This is a genomic window from Chitinophaga sp. YR573, assembly GCF_900110995.1.
Taxonomy (GTDB): domain Bacteria; phylum Bacteroidota; class Bacteroidia; order Chitinophagales; family Chitinophagaceae; genus Chitinophaga.
The window spans coordinates 1,193,891-1,219,371 of record NZ_FOJF01000001.1 but is presented as its reverse complement, the minus strand read 5'-3'; the positions used below and the strand labels follow the sequence as shown (position 1 = coordinate 1,219,371).

The 25,481-nt window shown below is 42.6% G+C and carries 24 protein-coding genes; 11 read left to right on the top strand and 13 right to left on the bottom strand.

The genetic code is table 11. From position 1 onward, the window contains the following. The first annotated feature begins 190 nt into the window (after positions 1 to 190). Together BMW86_RS05100 and BMW86_RS05095 are read left to right on the top strand one after the other, a co-directional pair. Positions 191 to 1,150: a sensor histidine kinase gene (locus BMW86_RS05100; RefSeq protein WP_177189155.1), complete on the top strand. Its 960-nt coding sequence runs from the start codon at positions 191 to 193 to the stop codon at positions 1,148 to 1,150. Next, positions 1,143 to 1,823, top strand: a complete 681-nt coding sequence (locus tag BMW86_RS05095) for a LytR/AlgR family response regulator transcription factor (protein ID WP_089779578.1) — start codon at positions 1,143 to 1,145, stop codon at positions 1,821 to 1,823. The genes BMW86_RS05100 and BMW86_RS05095 overlap by 8 nt, the downstream gene beginning before the upstream one ends. Before the next feature lie 78 nt (positions 1,824 to 1,901). Here the strand turns inward: BMW86_RS05095 and ftsZ are convergent, their stop codons facing one another. From ftsZ to mraZ, 13 genes are all read right to left on the bottom strand, one after another. Beyond that, a complete protein-coding gene (gene ftsZ / locus BMW86_RS05090) occupies positions 1,902 to 3,566 on the bottom strand; it encodes a cell division protein FtsZ (protein ID WP_089779576.1) in 1,665 nt (554 codons plus the stop codon). Between the two features lie 158 nt (positions 3,567 to 3,724). Further along, positions 3,725 to 5,125 (bottom strand): cell division protein FtsA, encoded by a 1,401-nt coding sequence (gene ftsA / locus BMW86_RS05085; protein ID WP_089779574.1) that lies wholly within the window; start codon positions 5,123 to 5,125, stop codon positions 3,725 to 3,727. Next, the gene (locus BMW86_RS05080; RefSeq protein ID WP_089779572.1) at positions 5,122 to 6,171 is read right to left on the bottom strand and encodes a cell division protein FtsQ/DivIB; all 1,050 of its coding nucleotides are present in this window, start codon (positions 6,169 to 6,171) and stop codon (positions 5,122 to 5,124) included. The genes ftsA and BMW86_RS05080 overlap by 4 nt, the downstream gene beginning before the upstream one ends. Positions 6,172 to 6,174: 3 nt before the next feature. Next, on the bottom strand, positions 6,175 to 7,554 hold the full coding sequence (gene murC, locus BMW86_RS05075) for a UDP-N-acetylmuramate--L-alanine ligase (protein ID WP_089779570.1): 1,380 nt from the start codon (positions 7,552 to 7,554) through the stop codon (positions 6,175 to 6,177). A gap of 8 nt (positions 7,555 to 7,562) precedes the next feature. Beyond that, a complete protein-coding gene (murG, locus tag BMW86_RS05070) occupies positions 7,563 to 8,660 on the bottom strand; it encodes an undecaprenyldiphospho-muramoylpentapeptide beta-N-acetylglucosaminyltransferase (protein ID WP_255372851.1) in 1,098 nt (365 codons plus the stop codon). 9 nt (positions 8,661 to 8,669) lie between these two features. Further along, positions 8,670 to 9,860 carry an FtsW/RodA/SpoVE family cell cycle protein gene (locus BMW86_RS05065; protein WP_089779568.1) on the bottom strand — a complete coding sequence of 397 codons (1,191 nt, stop codon included), beginning with the start codon at positions 9,858 to 9,860 and terminating at the stop codon, positions 8,670 to 8,672. Between the two features lie 17 nt (positions 9,861 to 9,877). Continuing rightward, positions 9,878 to 11,218 carry a UDP-N-acetylmuramoyl-L-alanine--D-glutamate ligase gene (murD, locus tag BMW86_RS05060; RefSeq protein ID WP_089779566.1) on the bottom strand — a complete coding sequence of 447 codons (1,341 nt, stop codon included), beginning with the start codon at positions 11,216 to 11,218 and terminating at the stop codon, positions 9,878 to 9,880. Between the two features lie 4 nt (positions 11,219 to 11,222). Continuing rightward, the gene (gene mraY / locus BMW86_RS05055; RefSeq protein ID WP_255372850.1) at positions 11,223 to 12,419 is read right to left on the bottom strand and encodes a phospho-N-acetylmuramoyl-pentapeptide-transferase; all 1,197 of its coding nucleotides are present in this window, start codon (positions 12,417 to 12,419) and stop codon (positions 11,223 to 11,225) included. Positions 12,420 to 12,530: 111 nt separating this feature from the next. Further along, a complete protein-coding gene (locus tag BMW86_RS05050; RefSeq protein WP_089779563.1) occupies positions 12,531 to 13,997 on the bottom strand; it encodes a UDP-N-acetylmuramoyl-L-alanyl-D-glutamate--2,6-diaminopimelate ligase in 1,467 nt (488 codons plus the stop codon). Between the two features lie 3 nt (positions 13,998 to 14,000). Then, positions 14,001 to 16,106, bottom strand: coding sequence for a penicillin-binding protein (locus BMW86_RS05045; RefSeq protein WP_089779561.1), 2,106 nt, complete (start codon positions 16,104 to 16,106; stop codon positions 14,001 to 14,003). Positions 16,107 to 16,112: 6 nt separating this feature from the next. Then, positions 16,113 to 16,466, bottom strand: a complete 354-nt coding sequence (locus BMW86_RS05040) for an FtsL-like putative cell division protein (protein ID WP_255372849.1) — start codon at positions 16,464 to 16,466, stop codon at positions 16,113 to 16,115. A 76-nt stretch (positions 16,467 to 16,542) separates the two neighbouring features. Further along, positions 16,543 to 17,451: a 16S rRNA (cytosine(1402)-N(4))-methyltransferase RsmH gene (gene rsmH / locus BMW86_RS05035; RefSeq protein WP_089779556.1), complete on the bottom strand. Its 909-nt coding sequence runs from the start codon at positions 17,449 to 17,451 to the stop codon at positions 16,543 to 16,545. Positions 17,452 to 17,455: 4 nt separating this feature from the next. Further along, on the bottom strand, positions 17,456 to 17,923 hold the full coding sequence (gene mraZ, locus BMW86_RS05030) for a division/cell wall cluster transcriptional repressor MraZ (protein ID WP_089779554.1): 468 nt from the start codon (positions 17,921 to 17,923) through the stop codon (positions 17,456 to 17,458). A 445-nt stretch (positions 17,924 to 18,368) separates the two neighbouring features. On the opposite strand from mraZ, the gene BMW86_RS05025 reads away from it, so the two are divergent. From BMW86_RS05025 to BMW86_RS04985, 9 genes are all read left to right on the top strand, one after another. Then, positions 18,369 to 19,217: an outer membrane protein assembly factor BamD gene (locus BMW86_RS05025; protein WP_089779552.1), complete on the top strand. Its 849-nt coding sequence runs from the start codon at positions 18,369 to 18,371 to the stop codon at positions 19,215 to 19,217. Between the two features lie 23 nt (positions 19,218 to 19,240). Next, positions 19,241 to 19,582 (top strand): DNA-directed RNA polymerase subunit omega, encoded by a 342-nt coding sequence (locus BMW86_RS05020; protein WP_089779550.1) that lies wholly within the window; start codon positions 19,241 to 19,243, stop codon positions 19,580 to 19,582. A gap of 65 nt (positions 19,583 to 19,647) precedes the next feature. After that, entirely contained in the window at positions 19,648 to 20,847 is a 1,200-nt protein-coding gene (gene coaBC, locus BMW86_RS05015; protein WP_089783566.1) for a bifunctional phosphopantothenoylcysteine decarboxylase/phosphopantothenate--cysteine ligase CoaBC, read from the top strand. Then, entirely contained in the window at positions 20,844 to 21,788 is a 945-nt protein-coding gene (locus tag BMW86_RS05010) for a type IX secretion system protein PorD (protein ID WP_089779548.1), read from the top strand. The genes coaBC and BMW86_RS05010 overlap by 4 nt, the downstream gene beginning before the upstream one ends. Positions 21,789 to 21,818: 30 nt before the next feature. After that, entirely contained in the window at positions 21,819 to 22,304 is a 486-nt protein-coding gene (locus tag BMW86_RS05005; protein ID WP_089779546.1) for a DUF4296 domain-containing protein, read from the top strand. Positions 22,305 to 22,328: 24 nt separating this feature from the next. Further along, a complete protein-coding gene (locus BMW86_RS05000; protein ID WP_089779544.1) occupies positions 22,329 to 23,024 on the top strand; it encodes a CoA transferase subunit A in 696 nt (231 codons plus the stop codon). A 30-nt stretch (positions 23,025 to 23,054) separates the two neighbouring features. Continuing rightward, positions 23,055 to 23,714, top strand: coding sequence for a 3-oxoacid CoA-transferase subunit B (locus BMW86_RS04995; protein ID WP_089779542.1), 660 nt, complete (start codon positions 23,055 to 23,057; stop codon positions 23,712 to 23,714). A 390-nt stretch (positions 23,715 to 24,104) separates the two neighbouring features. Beyond that, the gene (locus BMW86_RS04990; RefSeq protein ID WP_089779540.1) at positions 24,105 to 24,392 is read left to right on the top strand and encodes a hypothetical protein; all 288 of its coding nucleotides are present in this window, start codon (positions 24,105 to 24,107) and stop codon (positions 24,390 to 24,392) included. Between the two features lie 164 nt (positions 24,393 to 24,556). Then, positions 24,557 to 25,396 carry an aminotransferase class IV gene (locus tag BMW86_RS04985; RefSeq protein WP_143056486.1) on the top strand — a complete coding sequence of 280 codons (840 nt, stop codon included), beginning with the start codon at positions 24,557 to 24,559 and terminating at the stop codon, positions 25,394 to 25,396. The last annotated feature ends 85 nt before the right edge of the window (positions 25,397 to 25,481 follow it).

Sequence of the window (25,481 nt, the reverse complement as noted above, 5' to 3'; positions counted from 1 at the left end):
TATAAAAAACGAATTTCCCCATTCTTTCATCACGCATTGCTTCCATGATTTCTTTAGGATTCTTATGGATGATTTTATCACAAAAAGGGGATGGGTGGTCACATAAAGAGTTATCTTATCATACGAACACACAATTTTGCAGGGATAGAGTTGTTATCTATTAAAATCATTAGCCTTGCTGACTTATCATTTGAAGAAACTGTTAACCATTACCGGACTTATTTACACTGGTTATATAATCTCCTTTTGTGTTATAACAAGAAAGTTTACACTTCCTTACCCTGATTATTTATCCAGTGATACGATCGCTTTTACACTATTGTTTGCTACAATTATTCATGTACATTATGATTTTATCTTCAGTAAATATGCCAACAGAAAGAAATGGAGACAGTACCTGTTGTTTTCGTTTTTATTATCTATTGTATTTTTTATAACAGATTACCTGATATACGATGATACCGGCAGTGGCATGATACAGCAGTTTCTCATTGTGTATCCTGCAACGTTTGTATATGCTTTACTCATCGCACAAATCCGTCAGCGAACAATCAGGGCTGAGATGGAAAAAGAACTGGCAGAAGCCCGGGTAAAAGCGATGCAGGCACAGATACATCCTCATTTCCTGTTCAACACACTTAATAGTATTTACAGTACTTCTTTGCAGGAAGAAGCAAGGAAAACATCTCATCTCATCGAGATGTTTTCGGATCTGTTAAGATATTCTATTGATGATAATGATAAGAAAAGAGATATCATACAGGAATTCGATTTTATAACAAATTATGTAAATCTTCACAGAACACGTTTGCTTGCCGATCACGTATTAGAATATGATGTAAGCATTGATGCCAATAATTGCAAGATCTATGCAATGCTTTTACTGCCGTTTATTGAGAATGCGTTTAAGTATGGGCTGGCAACAAATAAACCATCTAAAGTAAGAATCGATCTTCGTGTTAAAGCCAGACAATTATCACTGCATGTTGAGAATGATATTCAGGCTGCAACAGGCAAGGGTTCAGGGATAGGACTGAAGAATACGCGGGCACGACTGAACCTGTTTTATCCCGGAAGATTTGCACTGAAGAATGAATGGCATAACAACAAGTATATTGTTTCGCTGGTAATAGATTTAGCCAATGATTAAGGCAGTAGCTATAGATGACGAACCTCTTGCTCTGGAAGTTATAAAGAACCACTTCCAGGAATTTAAAGGAATTGAACTGGCAGCCTGTTTTACCAATGCCGCTGATATGTATTCATTTTTAGAAGTGAATGATATCAGGCTTATATTCCTGGATATTCATTTAAAAGAAGTTTCCGGTGTAGACATCGCTCACTCTTTAAAGGATAAATATGCGATTATTTTTACTACTGCCCATACTGATTATGCTGTGCAGGGCTTTGACCTGGATGTAGTGGATTATCTTTTAAAACCTATAGGTTATAAAAGATTCGCAGCTGCATGTAATAAGTTTTTAAGCAGGTATGCTCAACTTGTCAGTACGGAATTATTAGTAAAAGAGGGAAATACTATACACAAGATAGATGCACAGGATATCCTGTATCTTGAATCTGCGGGCAATTACGTTAAACTATATTTTGTAAACAGATCCATTTTAAGCAGAAGTACACTAAAGGAAATAATCAGGGAATTACCACGTGGAATGTTTGTAAGAACACATAAAAGCTTTGCCGTAAATAAAGCAAAAGTCACTTCCATAGAACCCACTCAGTTGTGGCTGAAGAATATTAGTATTCCGATAAGCAGTAGTTTTAAAGAGAAGGTGATTTCAGGGATAAACAGAGGAGAACTATAGGATAATAAAAAAAAGTCCTCCGGGGAACCGGAGGACTTTTTTTTAACACAACTAAAAAACAATCAAACATCGAATAGATCAATCGGGTTTTTTCCCGTCTAAAAAGGTATTAATCGTATTGATTTCTGCCTGGTTATTATGACTATCGGTTACAGTATAGTTAGAGTAAAAATTTTCCGCAGAACCCGAGCCATTATCGAGATCGATATTGCGACGGATATAAGCCGGAACGTTTTCCAATTCAGTTGCATTGTCTATGCCTTTCACATTAAAGCTGATGCTACGCAGTTTTGCAACTCTTTCAGCCTGCTTTCTTTTCTGTTCTTCCATCTGCTCATCAAAGTAATGCAGCTGAGGATGATGATCGGCAGATGCATCAGGTACCTGCTGGTCTTCTTCATGGAATACCATCTTCATGGCTGCTGCATCATCTGCAGAAGGAGGCGTACTGCCTGGTTCTATGAAGATGTGTGAAGGCCTGTCATATTGATTTGGCTGAATCACGTTAATGCCACCAGCAGATTGAGAAGACGGAGGAGCGGATACCGGCTCAATATTGAGTGTATAGTTCAACCTCTCCGGTTGTGGTGGAGTATAAGAGGTAACGGGCTGTGTCACAACCGGTTCTACCAGTCGTGGTGCCATATGGTCTGTAGGCTCTACCGTGAGGTTAGGCTTTTGACTCATTTTTTTTTCATCACCATCGCGACCCAGTTCCATTACGATCTTAGGTTGTTCTTCCACAGCATCCTGTGCAAGTCTTACCTGCTGGATAGGTCTTTGTTCAAAACCTGTTGCAATAATGGTTACACCAAGATTGCGGTCAAGTGTCTGATCATAACCAATACCCAGGATAACGTCGCAATCCTCACCGGCCTGGCTTTGTACGTAAGCCTGTATAGAATCCATTTCATCCAGTGTATGCTCAAAGTCGCCTTCAGCAGATGAGATGTTGATAAGGATCCATTTAGCGCCACGGATGTCGTTATCATTCAGCAACGGAGATGTCAGTGCTTCTTCGATAGCTCTCTGCGCACGGCCTTCGCCTTCTGCAACAGCAGAACCAAGTATAGCCACACCACCATTACGCATAACGGTACATACGTCGGCAAAGTCTACGTTGATCTGACCGGTAGAGTTGATCACATCTGTAATACATTTAGCCGCTGTAGCAAGTACGTTATCTGCTTTTTCAAAGGCTGCCCTGGATTTCAGGTCACCAAATCTCTGACGCAGTTTATCATTGGAGATGATCAGTAAAGTATCAACATAGTCTTTCAACCTGTTCACACCTTCATCTGCCTGTGCCATCCTTTTTTTACCTTCGTAAGAGAAAGGAGTGGTAACAATACCCACAGTTAAAATGCCGAGTTCCTTGCATATTTTAGCAATGATAGGAGCGCCACCGGTACCGGTACCACCGCCCATGCCTGCCGTAATGAAGGCCATCTTTGTATTTACCTCCAGTATCTTTTTGATTTCTTCAAAGGACTCTTCCGTCGCCTGTTCTCCTATGCGCGGATTAGCACCTGCACCTAGTCCCTGCGTTAAATGCGGTCCCAGCTGAATTTTGTTGGGCACAGGACTGTTAGCAATAGCCTGTGCATCGGTATTGCAGATGATAAAATTCACACCCTCAATGCCCTGGTTGAACATGTGGTTCACCGCATTGCTTCCTCCACCACCAATGCCTATCACCTTAATGATGGAGGATTTTTCTTTAGGAAGATCAAAATGTATCATGACTCTAATTCTTTTATGGGTTAGTTAGTTATAATTAATAATGCCCACAACAACTTATCCTATGGTCTATCTTATGTTATTAATTATTCGCGTATTAATTCCTGATTTTAAAACCGTTTGAAGCTGCAACAATTAAGCCACATACTATAAAAAACCTGTTAAAGCTTTGCATCCTCTTCTTCCGTGAACATATCTATGATCTTCGTTTTCATCCTGTCCAGGAATGTTTTTAGAGAAGCGTTCCTTTCTCTTACTCTCTTTTCCTGTGCCTGTTCAACGGTAGGCTCTTGTTCCCAATCACTTTCCTGCTGAACAGTTGCATTTGCAGCCTGTTCTTTGGCGAGGTAACTCGTATTTATTTTAACATAGTTTTCTTCTAATGCTCTGCGATCGTTCTCATAATCATTGTAACCTTTGAGAATGAGACCTACGCATGTTGCATACATTGGTCTTGTAAGTTCATCAATATGACCATTGGCAAGATGCTCGTTCGGATAACCTATACGTGCGCTTACACCTGTAGTATATTCTGTTAACTGTATCAGGTGTTTCAGTTGTGATCCTCCACCGGTAAGGATAATGCCGCCATTCAGCATTTTATTGTCCATACCTATCTGTTTCAGATGATACACTACAAAGTCCATGATCTCACTCATACGTGCCTGTATGATATGTGCCAGGTTCTTTACAGAGATCTCTTTCGGACTCTGACCACGCAGACCGGGTATTGTGATGTAGGCATTGTTTTTAGCCTCATCAGCCAGTGCGTATCCGAACTGTACCTTCATCTGTTCTGCCTGTGTTTTTAATACACCCAGGCCGTTTTTGATATCGTTGGTAATGTTCTCACCACCGTAAGGAATCACTGCTGTATGTTTCAGGATACCTTCATAGAAAACAGCCAGGTCGGTAGTACCGCCTCCTATATCCACAATAGCTACTCCTGCTTCAAAGTCCATATCACACATAACGGCAGCTGCAGACGCCAGTGGCTGCAATACCAGATCATGTATTTTAAGTCCGGATTTCTCCACACTACGGTTAATGTTACGGATAGCGTTTTTATCACCCGTAATGATGTGGAAGTTAGCACCCACTTTCACGCCAGACATCCCGATAGGATAGGTGATGTTCTGCAGGCTATCCACGATATACTGTTGTGGTATCACGTCAATGATCTGATCACTGGCGGGTATCACTGTTTTATATTGGTCATTGATCAGCTGATCAATATCTTTTTGAGAAATTTCTGCGTCAGTATCGCTACGAACAATGTCGCCGCGTGTCTGCAAACTCTTAATATGATGTCCTGCGATACCTACGTATACTTCATTTATCTCCAGGTTAGGATTGGACGCATAGCAGTTCTCCAGGGCCTGACGTATGGCCTTGATGGTTTGGTCGATATTCAGCACCATGCCGTGCTGAACACCAAAAGATGGGGCTTTACCGAATCCCAGGATTTCCAATTTCCCGTATTCATTCTTTCTTCCTGCAATGGCAGCAATCTTTGTAGTTCCAATATCGAGACCTACAATGATGGGAGCTTCCTGATTCATGGCGTTCTATTGTTTTTTGTTGTGTTAACAGATCTCTTCACCGGCTTATACACAGCTTTCGGTTCCTTCGTATGGGGTACCTTTTCCTTTTGTACTTTCGGTTTTGCTGGCGCAGGTTTGGGTGTTACCACCTTCGTCTTTGCCTTTGTTGTTTCCGGTTGCTTTACTTCTTTCGCGTGTGTTTGTACATGCTCAGTGCTGTCATGCGCTGCCGCAAGCATTGCACTGTCTGCAGCTGTCAGCGGTTTAGGCTGTTCTGCAGCATCTCTGCGTGTACATACTACTTCGTTCTCATAAGCAACGTCTATGCGTGAATAATTATTCCAGCCCACTTTACTCAATCCTTCTTTATAAAACGCCAACAGTTTGCTGAATTTCTTTTCTATATCAGTACCGTCACCAAATGCAATTACATGATCGCCTAATTTTGGTGTCAGTTCAAATTCGCGTTGTGGTGTGATCAGCACCTGGTCAACCTGCGCTAACCAGAATGGATCTGCCATAATAAAGCTGCCCATCTCTATCACCTGTGCTGCAAGTGTGCTGTCTGCCTTTTGCAGTTTAGTTGCATCTGTAGGGAAGTCCGTGAACACCGGTACCCTGGCTGCATAACGGGTAGATACCGGTATGCGGTCTCCATCCTTATCAAAGTAAAAGCTGCTGCCAGATAGGGTAAACACACGTGCTACCGGTTCCCGTTGTGTTACTTTGATATTCAGTTTGCGCTGGTTATCGATGAATATCTCAGCATTCTTTACCCAGGGATCACGTGATATGATCTTTTCCAGGTTGGCAATGTTGATGTTGCTGATAGACTTTCCCACAGGGTTTAATACCTTGTCGTATGCTATCAGCGCTTTAATATCTTTTTCTTCTATAAAGAAGTTGCTTTCATCACCTACCAGTTTTACAACTATGCCTTTACATTTGCTGGTTTCTTTATCCTGCACCGCCGCCATAAGCAATACCACGAAACCACACATCACTGCCATCCACAGCAGTGTTGTGCCTATCCGTTTTAATGCTTTTTTGGTTTTGGGTTGCATTGTTTAATTTTCTTCTTTAATAATTCTTTCTCCATTCAGGATCTCCTGCACCGGTTCTCTGAACTGATCGATATCTCCTGCGCCTGCTGTAATAAACAGGGGTGCATTATGAGATTTAATCCAGTCCTGCACATTTTCTTTTTCTATTACCTGCACCGGTACTTTTGTAATCTTCTCTGCTATCATTTCACTGCTCACACCTTCGATCGGTAATTCTCTGGCCGGATAAATCGGCAAAAGTAATACTTCATCTGCCAGTGAAAGACTTTCTGCGAAGCCATCTGCAAAGTCGCGTGTACGTGTGTACAGGTGCGGCTGAAATATGACGGTACACTTTTTATCAGGAAACAATTCACGGGCGCTGCTGATGAGCGCACGTAATTCTTCCGGATGATGCGCATAGTCGTCTATATACACCTGGTAATCGTTTCTGATAAGGTATTCGAACCTGCGTCTGATACCTTTAAAATCAGCGGTAGCTGCTTTTATTTTATCATCTTCAATACCCAGCAGGTGAGCAACTGCCACCGCCGCTACTGTATTTTCAATATTGTGCGTACCCCCGATTGGTAAATGTATATCACGCAGTGTCCAGTCTTTTGTTATTACATCAAACCTGTATCCACCGTCGTTTATTTTAATATTGGCGGCATATACATCTGCTTTGTTGTCCTGCAGGTGGTACCATAATTTGTTATCACCTTTCAGGTCAGCTGCACGTTGTAATCCCAGTCTGGCTACCAGTGTGCCATTTGGTTTTATGTTGGCAGAGTATTGTACAAATGCATCCTGCACTTCTTCTGCTGTACCGTAAATATCCAGATGGTCTGCATCCATAGCTGTTAATACAGCAATATCCGGATGCAGTTTCAGGAAGGAACGATCGTATTCATCTGCTTCGATCACAGCTACATTTCTGTCGCTGCTCCAGAAGTTCTGATTGTAGTTAGCACTGATACCACCAAGGAAGGCATTACAACCATAACCGCTATCCCTTAATATATGTGCAATAAGGGTAGAAGTAGTTGTTTTACCATGTGTACCACCTACTGTAATGGCAAATACTTCGCGGGTAATTTCCTGCAGTACATCACTGCGTTTTACTACCTCATAATTGTTTGCCTTATACCATTTCAATTCCTCATGTATAGACGGAATGGCTGGTGTATAGACGACCAGTTGCACATCCTTGTCTATCAGCGTTACATCTTCCGTATAATGGATCTGCATACCTTCTTTTGTCAGCTGGCGGGTAAGCCCTGTTTCGGTACGGTCATAACCGCTCACATGCACGCCCTTTTCATTAAAGAACCGTGCAATGGCGCTCATGCCAATGCCGCCGATGCCGACGAAGTATACACGTTGTATGTTATTCAGATCCATTTTATTATTTATCCGATTAATGTCATTACCTGTTTTGCAATTACCATATCAGCATTACTGTTTCCCAGCTTACCGATATTCTGCTCCAGTTTTTCCAGCAATGCTTTGTTTTGCACAAGGCTGAATAAAGTATTACCTAACTGTGCGGCTGCATCATCATTTTTGATGATCAGTGCAGCGTTCTTTACTACCAGGCTTTGTGCGTTGAAGGTCTGATGATCTTCAGCAGCAAAAGGGTAGGGCACAAATATCACCGGCTTTTTCACTACACATAATTCAGCAATGGCCAGCGCACCTGCACGGGATATTACCACGTCTGCGGCCTTATATGCAAAGTCCATCAGGTTAATAAAGTCAAACACCTTTACATGCGAACTATACGCAGATGCTGCTGCTTTGGCAGTATCAAAATATGGTTTGCCTGTTTGCCATATCAGTTGAATATCTTTTTCAACAAAGGTCGACAGCAAAGGATGTAATGCTTCATTGATTGCTTTTGCCCCCAGGCTGCCACCTACTGCAAATACAGTAGTTTTACCTGATTGCAGACCAAAATGCTGTAATGCTTCTTCCTTTGTAACAGCCGACTGAGTAATGTTCCCGCGAACAGGGTTCCCGGTTAGCACCAGCTTGTCTGCCGGAAAGAATTTTTCCATACCATCATAAGCAACGCAGATCTTCTTTGCTTTCTTTCCCAACATCATATTGGCTTTTCCGGCAAAAGAGTTTTGCTCCTGTATCAATGTTGGAATGCCTTTACGTTGTGCTTTCCGCAACATGGGGAAACTTGCGTAACCACCAACGCCTACCACAGCATGTGGTTGAAAGCGATCGATAATACGGCGAGCCTGCCCCAGGCTTTTTAATATTTTGAACGGCAGCAAAAGGTTCTTCAACATATTGCTGCGGTTAAAACCAGCTATTTCCAATCCTTCTATCTGGTAACCGGCCTGCGGCACTTTCTCCATCTCCATCTTGCCCTTGGCACCTATAAAAAGGATCTCTGTATTGGCATCTATCTTTTTCAACGCATTGGCAATAGCAATAGCCGGGAAGATATGTCCTCCTGTACCGCCGCCTGCTATGATAATTTTGCGTTGCATCATTTTTTAATTTTAAACTACTTGCATATTTTGTTCCATCACTTTCGCAATCCTTTCCTGTTCAATACGTTTGCCTTCCAGTTCATCCACATTTCGTGATACACTTAAGATAATACCGATGGCAAAACTGGTAAATATTACCGAGGACCCTCCCATACTAACCAGTGGTAGTGTAACCCCTGTAACTGGGAATAGCCCTACATTCACTGCCATATTCGTAAGTGCCTGTATCACAAGTGTAACGCTCAGGCCTACTGCCAGAAAAGCACCAAATGCGTATGGGCATTGACGAAATATGCGTATACTCCTCAACAGTAACAACATATAGGCCATCAATATCAAAAAGGCGCCAAAGATACCATACTCCTCTATAATAGTTGCATATATATAATCACTATATGCGTGAGGAAGAAAATTTCTTTGTGTACTGTTACCCGGGCCTTTACCCAGCAACCCTCCACCTGCTATTGCAATGTTTGCCTGTTGCACCTGGTAGGGTATTTCGGAATCTTCATTGTTTGTAAAATGTTCAATCCTTTTTAACCATGTCTCTGTACGCATCTTTATTCCTGTTATCCATGCAATGGCAAACATCAACAGGATCAATCCTACACCTGCACCTATCATAGCTAAAAGGAACTTAATAGGTACTCTGCCTATAAAGCACAATAGCATACAACTGGCGCCCAGCAGTAATGCAGTAGACATGTTAGCCGGCATGATCAGTACACAAACGATGCCCACCGGAATAATAATAGGCAGAAAGCCTTTCTTAAAATCAGTGATCACATGTTGCCGTTTGGACAGCTGTCTGCTTACATACATAAAGATGGCCAGCTTGGCCACATCGGATGTCTGGAACGTCAGATTAATCACCGGAAGCCGGATCCACCGGCTTGCTTCATTAAGATTGGATCCAAACGCCAATGTATATATCAGAAGAGGAATGGAGATGATAAACCCTATCTGTGCCGCACGTGAGTAAACTGTATAATTTACACGGTGGGCAAAATAGATGATCAGCAATCCCATTACCAGCACACTCAATTGTTTAAACAGGTAATACTCAGTATGACCTCCCTGCTCACGGTACGCCAGTGATCCTGTTGCGCTGTAAACAGCCAACAGGCTCACAAGTGACAGGAAGACCACAATGGTCCATATCACTTTATCGCCCTTAGTCCTTTGAAGTATACCGTCCATTTTATCTGTTTTAATTGTTACAGCTCCCTTACTGCTTCCTTGAACTGCTTGCCTCTGTCTTCATAATTTTTGAAGAGATCAAAGCTGGCGCAGGCAGGGGAGAGCAATACCACATCTCCTTTAGCCGCATGTTGAAAAGCTGCCTGTACGGCATCTTTCATGTTGCGTGTGTCTATCATCAGCGGGGTATCGTTTGATAATGCTTCCCTGATAGGAGCATTGTCAACACCCAGACAAACAATCGCCTTTACTTTTTCTTTCACCAGTTCCCTGATAGCACTGTAGTCATTGCCTTTATCTACTCCACCCATGATAAGGACCACTGGTGTTTCCATACTTTCAAGCGCAAACCACAGAGAGTTTACGTTTGTGGCTTTACTATCATTGATGAAATCAATCCCACGCACAGAGGCTACATGCTCCATGCGATGCTCCAGGCTCTTAAAGGAAGTAAGGCTTTCGCGTATCTTCTCTTTTCTGATGTCCATGGTGCGTCCTGCAATACCCGCTGCCATTGAGTTATATAAATTATGTTTGCCTTTAAGAGCAAGATCATACATTGATACGATCACCGGCTCGTCATTTACCTGGATGTTCACTTGTTCGTTTGCCATAAATCCTCCTTGCTTTAATGGTTCCATGATAGTAAAGGGTATTGTTGTTGAGTAAATTGTTTGTTTTTCTAAATGTCTGATGATTTCAGGATCGTCCTTGCAATACACAAAGTAATCTTCAGGCCCCTGATTCATCGCTATGCGGAATTTTGATGCCACGTAGTTCTCCATTTTGTAATCGTAACGATCCAGGTGATCTGGTGTTATGTTTAATAAAATGGCTACGTTAGGTTTAAACTCTTTTATATCGTCCAGTTGAAAACTGCTTATTTCCACTACATAATAATCTGCCGGGGCAGTAGCTACCTGCCGGGCATAACTAAGTCCAATGTTGCCTACCATGGCGGCATTGAGTCCTGCCGTTTCAAAAATGTGAAACGTCAGTGCGGTAGTGGTGCTTTTACCATTACTTCCCGTAATAGCAATGATCTTTTTATCCTTGCTGAAACGGTATGCCAGTTCTATTTCTGAAATAACAGGAACCTGTTTCTCCCTCACTTTCTTCATCAGTTCACTCTTTTCAGGAATACCCGGGCTTTTCACAATTTCATCTGCTCCCAGGATGATATCCCAGGAATGATGTCCTTCTTCGAAAGGAATATGATTTACTGCCAGTTCCTGCCTGTAGATATCTTTTATAGCGCCACCGTCAGATACGAATACATCATACCCTTGCTGCTTACCTAATATGGCAGCACCAATACCACTTTCACCGGCTCCGAGTATGATGAGCTTTTTCTGCATAGTCTTATCTCATTTTTAATGTTGCGATTGCTACTACTGCACACATGATCGTTACGATCCAGAACCTTACAGCAATCTTACTTTCGTGATATCCCAGTTTCTGATAATGATGATGAAGCGGAGACATTTTGAAAATGCGTCTTCCTTCTCCATACTTCTTCTTTGTGTATTTAAAATAAGAGACCTGTAATACCACGCTCAGATTTTCTACAAGGAATACCCCGCAGAAAATAGGTATCAGCAATTCTTTACGTACAATAATGGCCAGGGAAGCAATGATGCCACCCAGTGCAAGACTGCCCGTATCTCCCATAAATACCTGCGCCGGGTAGGCATTGTACCAGAGGAAGCCTACACATGCCCCTACGAAGGCGGCAATGAAAATAGACAGCTCTCCCAGGTTGGGTATGTACATGATATTCAGGTACTCCGCAAACTGTATGTTACCCGATACATAAGCAAATACTCCAAGACACACCCCGATCACCGCCGAGACTCCCGTTGCCAGTCCATCCAGTCCGTCCGTAAGGTTTGCCCCGTTGGATACTGCCGTGATGATAATGATAACGATGAATATATATAGGATGTAAGTGTATTTTTCCGCACCAGGTCCCATCCAGGAAATGAGTTTTGCATAGTTGAACTCATGGTTCTTTACGAATGGAATGGTAGTGATGGGTGTTTTTACATCTGCGAAACGGTGACCCTCTTTGGTGACCCTTTCACTGCTGCTTATCATTCTCTCATAAGGAGCCAGTTTCTTTGCACCTATTATTTCGCGGGAGATAACTACATTCTCATTAAAGTATAAAGTGCCCCCGATAATAATACCCAGGCCGATTTGTCCGAGTACTTTGAATTTACCCGCTAAACCTTCTTTATTCTTTTTAAATACCTTGATGTAATCGTCCACGAAACCGATAAGGCCCAGCCATACAGTACATAACAGCATCAGCCATATGTAAACTGTTTTTACCTGTGCAAAAAGGAGAGTAGGAATTACAATCGCAGACAATATGATAAGCCCCCCCATAGTAGGAGTTCCTCTTTTTGTATTCTCACCTGCCAGTCCCAGATCACGGATGGTTTCACCAATCTGTTTACGTTGCAGGAATCTTACAATGCTCTTACCCAACAATAAGGATATAACCAGTGACAACAAAAGTGCCATGGTAATACGGAACGTAATGAATTGAAACATTCCGCTTCCGCTGAAATTCAAAGTTTTCAAATAGTTGAATAAGTAATATAGCATATCGTTAGTTAGTCTCGAATCGACAGTCCACGTGACTGTTTGTTGTTTTAGATCTCGTTATTTCCCCATCAGTTCCAGCATCTCACGTAATACCTGTTTGTCATCAAAAGGATGTTTTACCCCATTGATATCCTGGTATTTTTCATGTCCTTTACCTGCAACCAGGATGATATCTTCCGGGTTCGCCAGGCTACAGGCAGTTTTAATAGCTTCTTTTCTGTCTGCGATAGACAATACTCTTTTTTTAAGATGTACAGGTACACCTGCTTCCATCTGACGGATAATCTCTGCCGGATCTTCCGAGCGTGGATTATCAGAAGTGAGTATCACTTTATCGCTGCGTTCTGCTGCTACTTCTGCCATGACAGGGCGTTTTGCTGTATCACGGTCGCCCCCGCAGCCTACTACTGTAATGACCTGTTCAATACCTTTACGCAGGTTCTTGATAGTAGCCAGGACATTCAGTAAAGCATCCGGTGTATGTGCATAGTCAACAATCCCAATGATTTTCTGCTCTGCAGACAGGATATAGTCGAAGCGTCCTTCTGCACCGGACAAACCACTGAGTGCCTGTAATACGGCATCTTTTTCCTGACCCAGCATAATGGCTGCACCATATACTGCCAGCAGGTTATAAGCATTGAACTCTCCGATAAGGCGGAAGTGTACTTCCTTCTCATTCACCACCATAATCAGCCCGGTAAGATTGTTCTCAAGGATTTTTCCCTTGAAATCAGCTACAGTACGCAGGCTGTAAGTTGTTTTCTTCGCCTTTGTATTCTGTAACATCACACTACCTCTTTTATCATCCAGGTTAGTGAGTGCAAATGCTGTATTGGGAAGTCCATCAAAAAAGGCTTTCTTCACCTTTATATATTCATCGAACGTTTTATGGTAATCGAGGTGATCATGTGTAATGTTACTGAAGATGCCACCTGCGAACTTCAGCCCGGCAATACGTTGCTGGTGTATCGCATGAGAGCTTACTTCCATGAACACATATTCGCATCCTTCCGCTACCATATCCGCCAGTAATCCATTCAGATGAATGGCATCCGGAGTAGTATGTGTGGCCGGAACAATCTTCTCACCAATCTGATTCTGCACAGTAGACAGCAATCCGCAATGGTATCCCAGTTCGCTGAACAATTTGAACAGGAGAGTAGCGATGGTAGTTTTACCATTGGTACCTGTAACACCTACGAGTTGCAGCTTCTGTGACGGGTTGTTATAAAAGTTACCTGCAATGGTACCAGCTGCAATAGCGCTGTTTACCACCTGTATATAACATACAGTTGCAGACAATTGCGCCGGTAGTTCTTCACAGATAATGACTGTGGCGCCTAGTTGTAATGCTTTATCAATAAAGAGATGACCATCAGCATGTACACCCCTGATAGCAATAAATGCATCTCCCTCACCAATGGCGCGGGAGTCTATGCTTAGAGCGTTCACAGTAATATCTGTACTACCATGCACCGCCTGGATGTTCACGTTGTATAATATGTCACTCAGTGTCCTCATTTCTTAACTAAGTTCTATGACGATTGTTTGATCTCTTGATAACTGAGTACCGCCAGGTATAGATTGATTCCTTACCTTACCGGCACCTTTTATAACCACACGCAAACCTGCATTTTCTAGCAGGTACAGCGCATCTTTTAATCCCATTCCTGTTACATTGGGTACAGCGCCTTTATTTTGTGCCACCTGTGCGAAAGCAATTTTCTTATCATCTACTTTGGCACTAACCCAACTGTTGTTATTCACATTGCCCTGCATAGGGATATTCAATGTGTTCAGTATTTCTTTCCACTCATGCCCCTGTCCGTTCTTGAAGGCCATCAGTGTATCCATTTGCAGACCGGCTTTAATAGGCAGTTGTTTTTCTACTGCTATCGCAAACAGCTTGTCTGCTACTTCACGGAATACCGGTCCTGCTACTGCTGCGCCATAAAACTTAGCTGCATGTGCTTTGTTTTTGATCACAACTACGCAGGTGAACTGCGGATCATTGGCTGGAAAATATCCTGCAAATGATGACTGGTATATCTTATCTGCATAACCCCGGTTGCCATTGGCTACCAGGGCCGTACCGGTTTTAGCGGCAAATTTGTAATAGCGTGTCCATAACCCTTTAGCCGTTCCGTTCATTACTACACCTTCCAGCATCTGTTTTACCTGTTTCAAAGTACTCTTTGAACAAATGCTATCCATTACAACAGTAGGCTCAAATTCTTTTACCGGTTTGCCATATTCCACAATGGAGTTCACCAGGTAAGGCTTCATCATTTTTCCGTTGTTTGCTACTGCGTTATACAGCATGCAGGTTTGTAACGGACTAATCAATACTTCATAACCAAAGGCCATCCAGGGTAAACTGGTTGCGCTCCATGTTTTAGAAGCGGTAGATTTTATGACTGGTGCTCCTTCACCTACGAGATCTATACCCGTAGGCTGATCCAGCTTTAATTTTTTCAGATGAGCAACGAAGTCATTCGGCTTTCTATAGTAATACTGGTAAGCCAGTTTTGCCATTCCCACATTGGAACTCAGTTCAAACGCATGTTTGATAGTCACGTTTGTTTGTCCTGGATGTGGTTCCGAATCGAATACTGTTCTTTTGCCTATCTGCCATTCGCCTTCATGCAGGTTGACCATATCATCCATGGTGGCATATTTATCGTCCAGTACAGATATGATGGTGGCCAGTTTGAAGGTGGACCCCGGTTCTGTTACCCGCAGTGCATGGTTCATATCTTCAAAATAGCTGCCGTCCGGTTGTCTGCCAAGGTTGGCGATGGCTTTTATCTTACCGGTCTTCACTTCCATCAGGATGCAGGTACCATATTCTGCTTCGTTGCTCACCACCATGTTCATGAGGGCTGTTTCAACGATATCCTGCATATTCACATCAATGGTAGTGATAACATCCCTGCCGTTTTCCGGTTCTATATCATAACCTTCTACCGGTATATAGGTGCCACCTGCTATGCGGCGCATTAATCTTTTACCGGTTACCCCTTTCAGGTAAGCGTCGTAAGTCCTTTCAAGCCCTACATTCTGTGCATTTTCCCTTGACAATCCTATTGTGCGGTTTGCCAACAGTTTAAAAGGATTGATACGTTTATTCTTTGTTTCAGCTATCAGTCCTCCTTTGTTCTTACCCAGGCGGAACATGGGAAAGTTGCGGAGTTGCTGAAACTGATCAAACTGTATATCACGCTTTAAAAGAAAATAACGGTCTTTGCTTTTGAAGCCTTCCCGTAATAACTGTTTATATTCTTCCGGTGTGCGATCATTGAACAGGCGGGAAAGATAAATGGACAATGAGTCTACATTGTCCTTGAATACTTTTCCGTTTTTGTCGCGAAGGTTATCAGCCGCAAAATCTACCCGTACATCAAAGTAGGGGATAGAGGTTGAGAGCATCCTGCCTTCTTCAGAATAAATAGTACCACGGTCAGCGTCGAGGGATACATAACGTGTATGCAGACTGTCGGCCATGCTACGCCAGTAGTTGCCCTGCACGTTCTGAACAAAGAACACTTTCACCAGTATTGCCACAGCAAACAGCCCCATGCCGATAAAGCATAGATACACTCTCCACAATATGTCCTTCTTTACTTCCACTATCTGTTATTCTGTTTTTTGTAGTTCTATCTTTTGGGGTGGTATACTGAGTTCTTTCAGTCCCAGTGGTTCTACAGCTTTGCTCACTTCACTCATTTTGCTGCGGAACATCAGTTCACTCTTCACATTCAGATATTCCCACTTCAGTTCTTTTATTTCCCTGCCCAGTTTATTAATGCGACGAACTTTTTTCTCCGCCAGATGGCTGTTGGCGATATATATCAGCGCCAGTACTGCCAGGAACAATATGAAGGGCATGTTTTGTGTGATGGCCCTGTAATTGATGCGCAGACGCCATTCCCTTTTATGTTCCGGCTCCTCCGGCATAACTTCATCTGGTATATTCTCTTCCTGCAACACGGTCTTTTATTTAGCTAATAAGCCAATGTACCTGTCGCATAACAAGCACATTGGCATAGCGGATTCATAATCTGTCTTATATCTTTTCGGCTACCCTCAGTTTCGCACTCCGGGACCTTGTATTACGTTTCAGTTCTTCCTCGCTGGCAGTTACCGGTTTTTTGGTAATTAGTCTGAACAGTTTGGCAGGAGTTTCGAATGAATACTGATCATCCTGTATCTCAAATTGCCCTGTCTTCATAAAATTCTTCACCAGCCTGTCTTCCAGAGAGTGGAAAGTGATCATCGCCAGTTTGCCTCCGGGTTTTAATATTTCGGCAGACTGTACCAGTAAATCTTTCAATGCTCCCAGTTCATCATTCACTGCTATCCGGAGTGCCTGGAACACCTGCGCCAGGTATTTCTGCGGATTTCCTTTTACTATAGGTTGTATTACTGATTTAAACTCATTGATGGTGCGCATGGGCCGGGCCTTGCGTTGCTGTACAATTGTTTTTGCCAGGGTCTTTGCGTTTGTGACTTCTCCGTAATCCTGGAACATCAGATGAAGCTGGTGTTCTGAATAGGTTTGCAGCAATTGGGCGGCCGTAAGGGTAGCCCGCTGGTCCATTCTCATATCCAGTGCACCTTCAAACCGGGTGCTGAATCCTCTTTCGGCGGTATCAAACTGCCAGGAGGATACCCCCAGATCAGCCAGTATACCATCTACAGGAGCTGTTTTATAGAGTTTCAGAAAACGCTGCATATGCCGGAAGTTGTGTTGTACAAAGGTGACCCTGGGGTCATCTATCCGGTTGTTATACGCATCTTCATCCTGGTCAAACACGATGAGCTGCCCGTTTTCATTCAGCTGTTCCAGTATTGCCCTGGAATGGCCGCCTCCGCCAAAAGTGGCATCTACATACACCCCATCCGGGCGGATCTGTAGCTGCGTGATCACTTCCTGCAGTAATACGGGCAGGTGATATTGTGAAGGTTCTCCCATACTCTTAAATCGAAATGTTGTTATCTCCACCTCCCATTACCTGCTGAGCAAGATCACTAAACGATCCTGGTGAAAAATTTTCAAAGAACTCCTGGTATTTTATTTTATCCCAGATCTCTATTTTATTTGAAGCCGCTGCCAGTACAATGTCTTTTTCAAGGTTGGCATACGACATCAGGCCTTTTGGTAATAATAATCTTCCTGCACTGTCCAGTTCAACAATGGTTGCACCATTGAGGAAATAGCGGCGGAATTCCCTAACTTTCGGGTCAAAGTCGTTCAGCTTGCTGATCTTCTCAAAAATTGGCTGCCATTCACTCATGGGATATAAAGACAAACATTTTTCGAACCCCCGGTTGATGACATACTGGTCTCCGGCGCTTTCTGCAAGCTGTTTTTTAAATCCAGCAGGTAGTAAAAAGCGCCCCTTTGCGTCTAGCGTAGCCTCGTATTCACCCAGAAAACCTGTCATACTTGGGGGAGAAAGTCCTTAAATTCCATTTCCTAACACAAAATAACACTTTTTCCCACTCTCTAACGAGTAATTGGAATATATATTTTTTCCACAGCACCTTTATGCCTGTAGGAGTGAGTTATAGCACCTTTTTTCATGGCTCAATGTGGATAGTGTGAATGCAAATGTGGATAAATTGTTCAAAACAGTAGTTAATTTGTTTATAAACTGCTATGTGGTTCATTCTCCGTCATGTTCATCGGGTACATTCCCGCACTTAAAGACAAAAAGTGCGCGGTTAGCGTATAGATTAACTATACCAGTATACCATAAAAGACTCCGGAAAGATCATTTTTAACCCATTGTGGTAAAAAGTGGGGTATCCGGCTTTTGCAAAATTTTAACAGCTTCAATTCCTTCCCTATCTTACATTTACATTTAATTCTTAACTTTGCCCACATTTATGCGGAAAATTCTCATATACATCAGTCTTTTATTAGTAGTTATAGCTTCTTCCTGTAATGTGGAGCTGCGTAGAATTGAAAAAAGTAAGGACTATGAGGCCAAGCTTGCTTATGCCGACAAACTTTACGAAAAAAAGAAGTGGACTTCAGCTCAGGGATTATACGAATCGCTGTTTCAGGTATATAAGGGTACTGAAAAGTATGAACCTATATATTATAAGTATTGCTACTGCTCCTATAAGTTAAAGGACTATGTACAGGCTGGTTTCTATTTTAAGAACTACCTGGATAACTTCCCGAACAGCCCACGCGCCACTGAAATGGACTATATGCAGGCTTATTGCTACTACAAGCAATCTCCTAAAATACCCCTGGACCAGACAAATACACAAAAGGCAATTGCTGCCCTGCAGACCTTCATCAATAACTACCCTACTTCCGATAAAGTAGCTGAAGCTAACCTGGTGATCGAATTATGCCGTAAAAAACTGGAAAAGAAAGAATTCAACAGTGCAGAACTCTATTATAACCTGGGATATTACAAATCAGCTGCTATTTCATTCAAAAGCCTGATGCGTAACTACCCGGATTCTGATAAGAGTGATGATTATAAATACATGGCTATCAAGGCTTACTTCAAATATGCTGAACATAGTATCATGGATAAGCAGAAAGAACGCTACGATGACGTTTTAACCGAATACCTGGACTTTGCAGAACACTATCCGGATAGTCATTTGAAGCCTGATGCCGAAAAATACTATAACTTAGCACAAAGCAATATCAAAATACTCGAGTCTTATACCAAGCCCGAGCATAAAAGATCAAGCTTAGACAACATCAATTAATAAACAATATAATTCCCTGGAGAATGAGCAAAATAAAAAGAGGCCTGACCAGTAGTATTAATCCGATGGTGGAAACCAAAAGTACTACCGAGATTAAGAGCAAAACTGGTAACCTGTATGAATCTATTGCCGTAATAGCCAAACGCGCCAATCAGATCAACATATCTGTAAAGGAAGAGCTGCACTCCAAACTGGAAGAATTTGCCAGCCATACAGATAACCTGGAAGAAGTGCATGAGAACAAGGAGCAGATAGAGATTTCCCGTTTCTACGAAAGAATGGCTAATCCTGCTATCCAGGCTACACAGGAATTTCTGGAAGACAAGATCTATTTCAGAAGAAATGATGACGACCTGTATAGTTAAGTAATGACTGAAAAATATCTAACTTCATGGCGGCAGAAATAACATTCTGCCGCCATTTTATTTATATGCTTCAAGGAAAAAAGATCTTACTCGGCGTATCAGGCAGTATTGCAGCTTACAAAGCGGCTACCATTGTCCGGCTGTTGGTAAAAGAAGGTGCTGATGTGAAAGTGATTATGACCCCGGCCGCCTGTGATTTTATTACGCCTCTTACACTGGCTACCTTATCAAAACACGAAGTACCTGTCACCATCAGCGATAACCAGAGCTGGAATAACCATGTTATGCTGGGGCGCTGGGCAGATGTAATGCTGATAGCTCCCGCTTCTGCCAACACCATTGCCAAAATGGCTAATGGCTTCTGTGATAACCTGTTACTGGCTACTTATCTCTCTGCTACCTGTCCTGTGCTTTTTGCGCCGGCTATGGATGAAGATATGTGGCATCACACAGCTACCCGCCATAATATTGAAAAACTCCTGTCTTACGGGCATAAACAACTGCCGGTAGAGAAAGGAGAACTGGCCAGCGGACTGTTTGGAGAGGGCCGTATGGCTGAACCGGCAGATATCGTCACCTACCTGCACACTCATTTTGAAGATAAAAAACCATTAACCGGGAAAAAAGCCCTGGTTACTGCTGGTCCTACACAAGAACCACTCGACCCTGTACGTTATATAAGCAATCATTCCAGTGGGAAGATGGGTATTGCCATTGCAGAAGCGCTGGCAGCTGCTGGTGCAGAGGTAACATTAGTACTGGGACCTACTCACTTATCTTCCACTGTAAACACCATCAGGGTGGTAACAGCTGCGGATATGCTGAACAGCAGCAAAGCACATTTTTACACATCTGATGTGGTAGTAATGGCCGCAGCAGTTGCTGATTATCGCCCTAAGTTTGTGGAAGATAAGAAGATCAAAAAGGGAGCAGGAGATGAGCTGACACTGGAACTGGAGAAAACACAGGATATCCTGCGTACGCTGGGAACCGACCGTCCCGCAGGGCAGGTGCTGGTAGGGTTTTCACTGGAAACGAATAATGAGAAGGAGTATGCGTTAAAGAAGTTACGTGAAAAGAACCTGGACCTGATAGTGATGAATTCCCTGAATGATCCGGGTGCCGGGTTTAACTATGATACCAACAAAGTAACCCTGTTTGACCGTAACGGTGTAGCAAAAGACCTGCCCCTGAAATCCAAACAGGAAGTGGCAAAGGATATTGTTACTGCAATAACAGACATTCTCCAAAGCCGGAACGTATGAAAATCTGTATAATGGTAAATAATCTACAATTGAAGACGGGCTTCTTATTACTGATAATACTGTTTACTGCTGTGTCAATACAGGCACAGGAACTGCGTGTAAATGTTACCGTTAACAGTAACCAGATAAGCGGTTCTGATAAGAAGATGTTCACCACCCTGCAAAATTCTATCAAGGAGTTTATGAATGGCCGTCGCTGGTCTGATGATGTATATACACCTGCTGAACGGATAGAATGTAATTTCCTGCTCAACATCACAGGTGATATGGGTGGTAACCAATACAAAGCTACACTCACCATACAGGCCACACGTCCGGTATTTAATTCCGGATATGTAAGCAGTCTGCTCAACATGCAGGATAATAACATCGTATTCCGTTATGTTGAATTCCAGCCACTGGAATTCAGTGATAACCGTGTAGTAGGGAATGATCCGCTGGCATCTAATTTAACGGCTACCCTGGCTTATTATGCCTACATCATCCTGGGACTGGATAACGACTCTTTTTCTCCCCGTGGTGGTGATGCGTTTTTCAAAAAGGCATTGAACATTGTAAGTAATGCACCGGATGGTAAGGATATAGCAGGATGGAAACCTTTTGAAGGTAACCGTAACCGCTACTGGTTGCAGGATAACCTGCTGAATGTAAAATTCAGCCGTTTTCATGATGTGATGTATCAATACCACAGGCAGGGACTGGATGTGATGTATGATGATATGACAAAAGGACGAGGTGCGGTCATGAACTGCCTGAACATGTTATATGCAGTATATCAGGATATCCCTAACTCTATGCTGATGGCGACCTTCTTTACTTCCAAATCGGACGAACTGCAAAAGATATTTTCCAAAGCTCCCCCACAGGAAAAATCCCGTGCAGCCCAGTTACTTGCACAAATGGACGTAACCAATGCTGCAAAATACCAGCAGATGAAATAGCTTTGTACTGTATTAAGAGGAAAATATTTTATGTATAGGATCGTTATCGTTTTTCTTTTGCTGTTTACTATTGCCTGTGGACAGGCCGACAGGGTTCCTGAGGGTGTCCTTTCCAAGGAAGAAATGAGGGATGTGCTGATAGATATGAATCTGGCTGATGTATACAGTAGTGAAAGCGGTGATCATGGTATGCCGCTGCCGGATTCTGTGCGCCAGGACAAAGTGAAAATATATTATACCCAGATATTACAGCTGCATAAACTGACTGTAAAACAGTTCAGGAAAAGCTATGACTTTTATGAAAGTCATCCTGACAGGTTTAGAGAGGTATATGACATGATGAAAGATGTAGTTACTGCAGAGAAGGATGCAGTAGAGAATGGCACGCTGATAAAGGAGTATATCAACAATCCGCAGACACCTTTGCCATTTGGTAAGAATGTGCTAATTTCAGTCGTACGCGATACTATTATTCCATTTGTTAAGAAAAATAAGAGGGTGGAACTCAAACGATAAGCTCTCTGCACAAAACACCAAAACATGAACAAAGTTGTAGCAAATGCCGATGAGGCATTGCATGACATCCGGGATGGGGCCACACTAATGCTGGGTGGATTTGGCCTTTGCGGAATTCCGGAAAACTGTATATCTGCGTTAGTACGCAAAGGTATACAGCAGTTAACCTGCATCTCCAATAACGCTGGTATTGATAATTTTGGCCTGGGGCTATTGCTGCAGACAAGACAGATCAAAAAGATGATGTCTTCTTATGTAGGGGAGAATGCTGAATTTGAAAGGCAACTGCTTTCCGGTGAACTGGAAGTGGAACTGATCCCCCAGGGTACGCTGGCCACCCGTATACAGATGGCAGGCATGGGCATCCCCGCCTTCTTTACACCTGCAGGTTATGGTACAGAGATCGCTGAAGGAAAGGAATCACGTGTATTCGATGGAAAGCATTACCTGATGGAACTGGCACTGCATGCCGATTTTACTATGGTGAAGGCCTGGAAGGGAGATACAATGGGTAACCTTGTTTTCCGTAAAACGACCCGCAACTTTAGTACTTCAATGGCAAAAGCCGGTAACATCACCATTGCAGAAGTAGAACACCTGGTACAACCCGGAGAACTGGACCCCGATAATATACACGTTCCTGGTATCTATGTACACCGCATATTCCAGGGCAGTGATTATGAAAAACGTATTGAACGGAAAACGGTGAAAATGAATTAACGGTTCCCAACCTTAAACCTCAGAATCAATATGTCTTTAGATAAATATAGTATAGCTAAAAGAATAGCGCAGGAACTGCGTGACGGTATGTATGTAAACTTAGGCATAGGCATTCCTACGCTGGTAGCTAATTTTATACCACAGGGTATCTCCATTATGCTGCAGTCGGAGAACGGGCTGTTAGGTATGGGACCTTATCCGGCAGAAGATGAGATAGATGCTGATCTTATTAACGCAGGCAAGGAAACAGTTACATTATTGCCGGGTGGTTGTTATTTTGATTCGGCAGAAAGCTTTGGAATGATAAGGGCAGGAAAGGTGGATCTGACTGTATTAGGAGCAATGGAAGTTTCTGATGCAGGAGATATTGCTAACTGGAAGATCCCCGGGAAAATGGTAAAAGGAATGGGTGGAGCAATGGACCTGGTAGCTGCTGCCAGGAATATCATTGTAGCCATGATGCATACAAATCCTAAAGGGGAAAGTAAATTATTACCTGTATGTAGCCTGCCTCTTACAGGGGTTGGTTGTGTAAAAAAGGTAGTAACTGAACTGGCAGTACTAGACATCACACCAGAGGGGTTCCGGTTATTGGAACGTGCACCAGGTGTAAGCGTGGAAGAGATTATAGCTAAAACTGCCGGGCGACTGATAGTCGAAGGGGAGATACCCGAAATGCAACTTTATTGAAGTGTCTTTGTTACACCTATAAGTATTCTTCCTGAAATTAGCAATACCCATAAGTGGCTATTGTATTAAGCTACAAATAAAGCATCTTTGTCCTGTCAAGAGCTGTTAGGAATTATTCTATTATTATCGGAGCATTAGTTAGAGAGCATTTATATCTAAGTGAACAAGAAGCCAGAGCAAAATTATTAATGATGCACATGCATCCAGATTGTCAGTGAACAAATGAATTGTCTTACAGCACGTTAGCGACACTACACAGTGTGTCTGCCTATCTTTTAAATCAAAGAGACAAAAAGTATAATGGATTATTATAGGATTTTATATTGTAAAAATATATATTGTATAATAGTTTTGTTCTTTTGCTGTCCTATTTATCCTTAATCTGTGTCTATGACCAAAACTGTATCCATTAAATATTCAGTAAGTTTGCCATCAACTTCACATATTGATGTAGATTATCATTTGCATAATAAGTTTTATGTTAAGATAGCATTGGCCAATGGGGCCAACAAACCTTACAATGGGCAGTATTATTCAGTGTTTTCAGTAATACCACGTTATGAAGGTTGTAAATACGGTTTCTTCCTTCCTCTAAATTATAACAACCTAACAAAATCCAAACAGACTGATGTATTTATCGGTTTCAGGTTTGGACAATTGTACGCAGCAAAAAAATAATTTATAAGGACAAGTGTTCATCTCCGGCTATGGCCTGGGAAGGACCCCTGTCCTATGTAAAAAAAGGCGGTTGTCCTGGACTCTTACCGGGATGACCGCCACCTGTTTTTAACCCATTAATTTTCCGTAACTTAACAGTCCTTTTCACAGTTAAAGTGTTCGATGTGCAACCAGGGTATTTATGTTACAATGGGAAATTCGTGCCGGCCTCAGACACCATTTTAACGGCCGATAACCGCTCTTTTCGTTATGGAGATGGTTGCTTTGAAACCATGAGGGTGTACCAGGGTGAAGTATTGCTCGCAGATCTTCATTTCGAACGGCTAATGGCCAGCCTGCACCTCCTGCATTTTGCGCCTCCTTTACACTTTACAAAAGCATATTTTACAAAACTGGTAATGGACTTATGTACCAGGAATAACCATGATCAGCTGGCCAGGGTAAGATTGACTATTTTCCGTGCAGATGGCGGCTTATATGATCCGGTTAATAATACGCCTTATTTCATTATTCAAAGCTGGGACCTGGACAAAAAAGTCCTGGAGCTGAATGATGCAGGACTGGAAATAGATGTCTTCCCCGATGCAAAAATAAGTTGCGATAAATTTTCTTCTATCAAATCAAATAATTGCCTGCCTTATGTAATGGCAGCCATGTATGCGAAGCAGCATCGTATTAACGAAGCTATTCTGCTGAACCCTTATGGACGTATTGCCGATACAACAACCGCCAACCTGTTCATTGTACATCACAAACAGCTTATAACGCCACCGTTGTCTGAAGGAGGTGTTTGTGGTGTAATGCGTAAACACCTCATGAAAATGGACCTTCCTTTCCGCATTATAGAAAAACCACTCACAATAGAAGACCTCGAAAATGCAGATGAAATATTCCTCACTAATGCCATCACCGGTATCCGCTGGGTAGGAATGTTTCGCGACAGTAGTTACGGCAATGCTTCGGCAGTAATTATCCACGAATTATTGCACGAAGGAATATTGTAAAACAACTACTGATAAAGACTGAAAACGCGCCGCAGTGGCATTCTTTTAGTACCACTATTTTAATTTTTTCCGACTTATCTTGCTG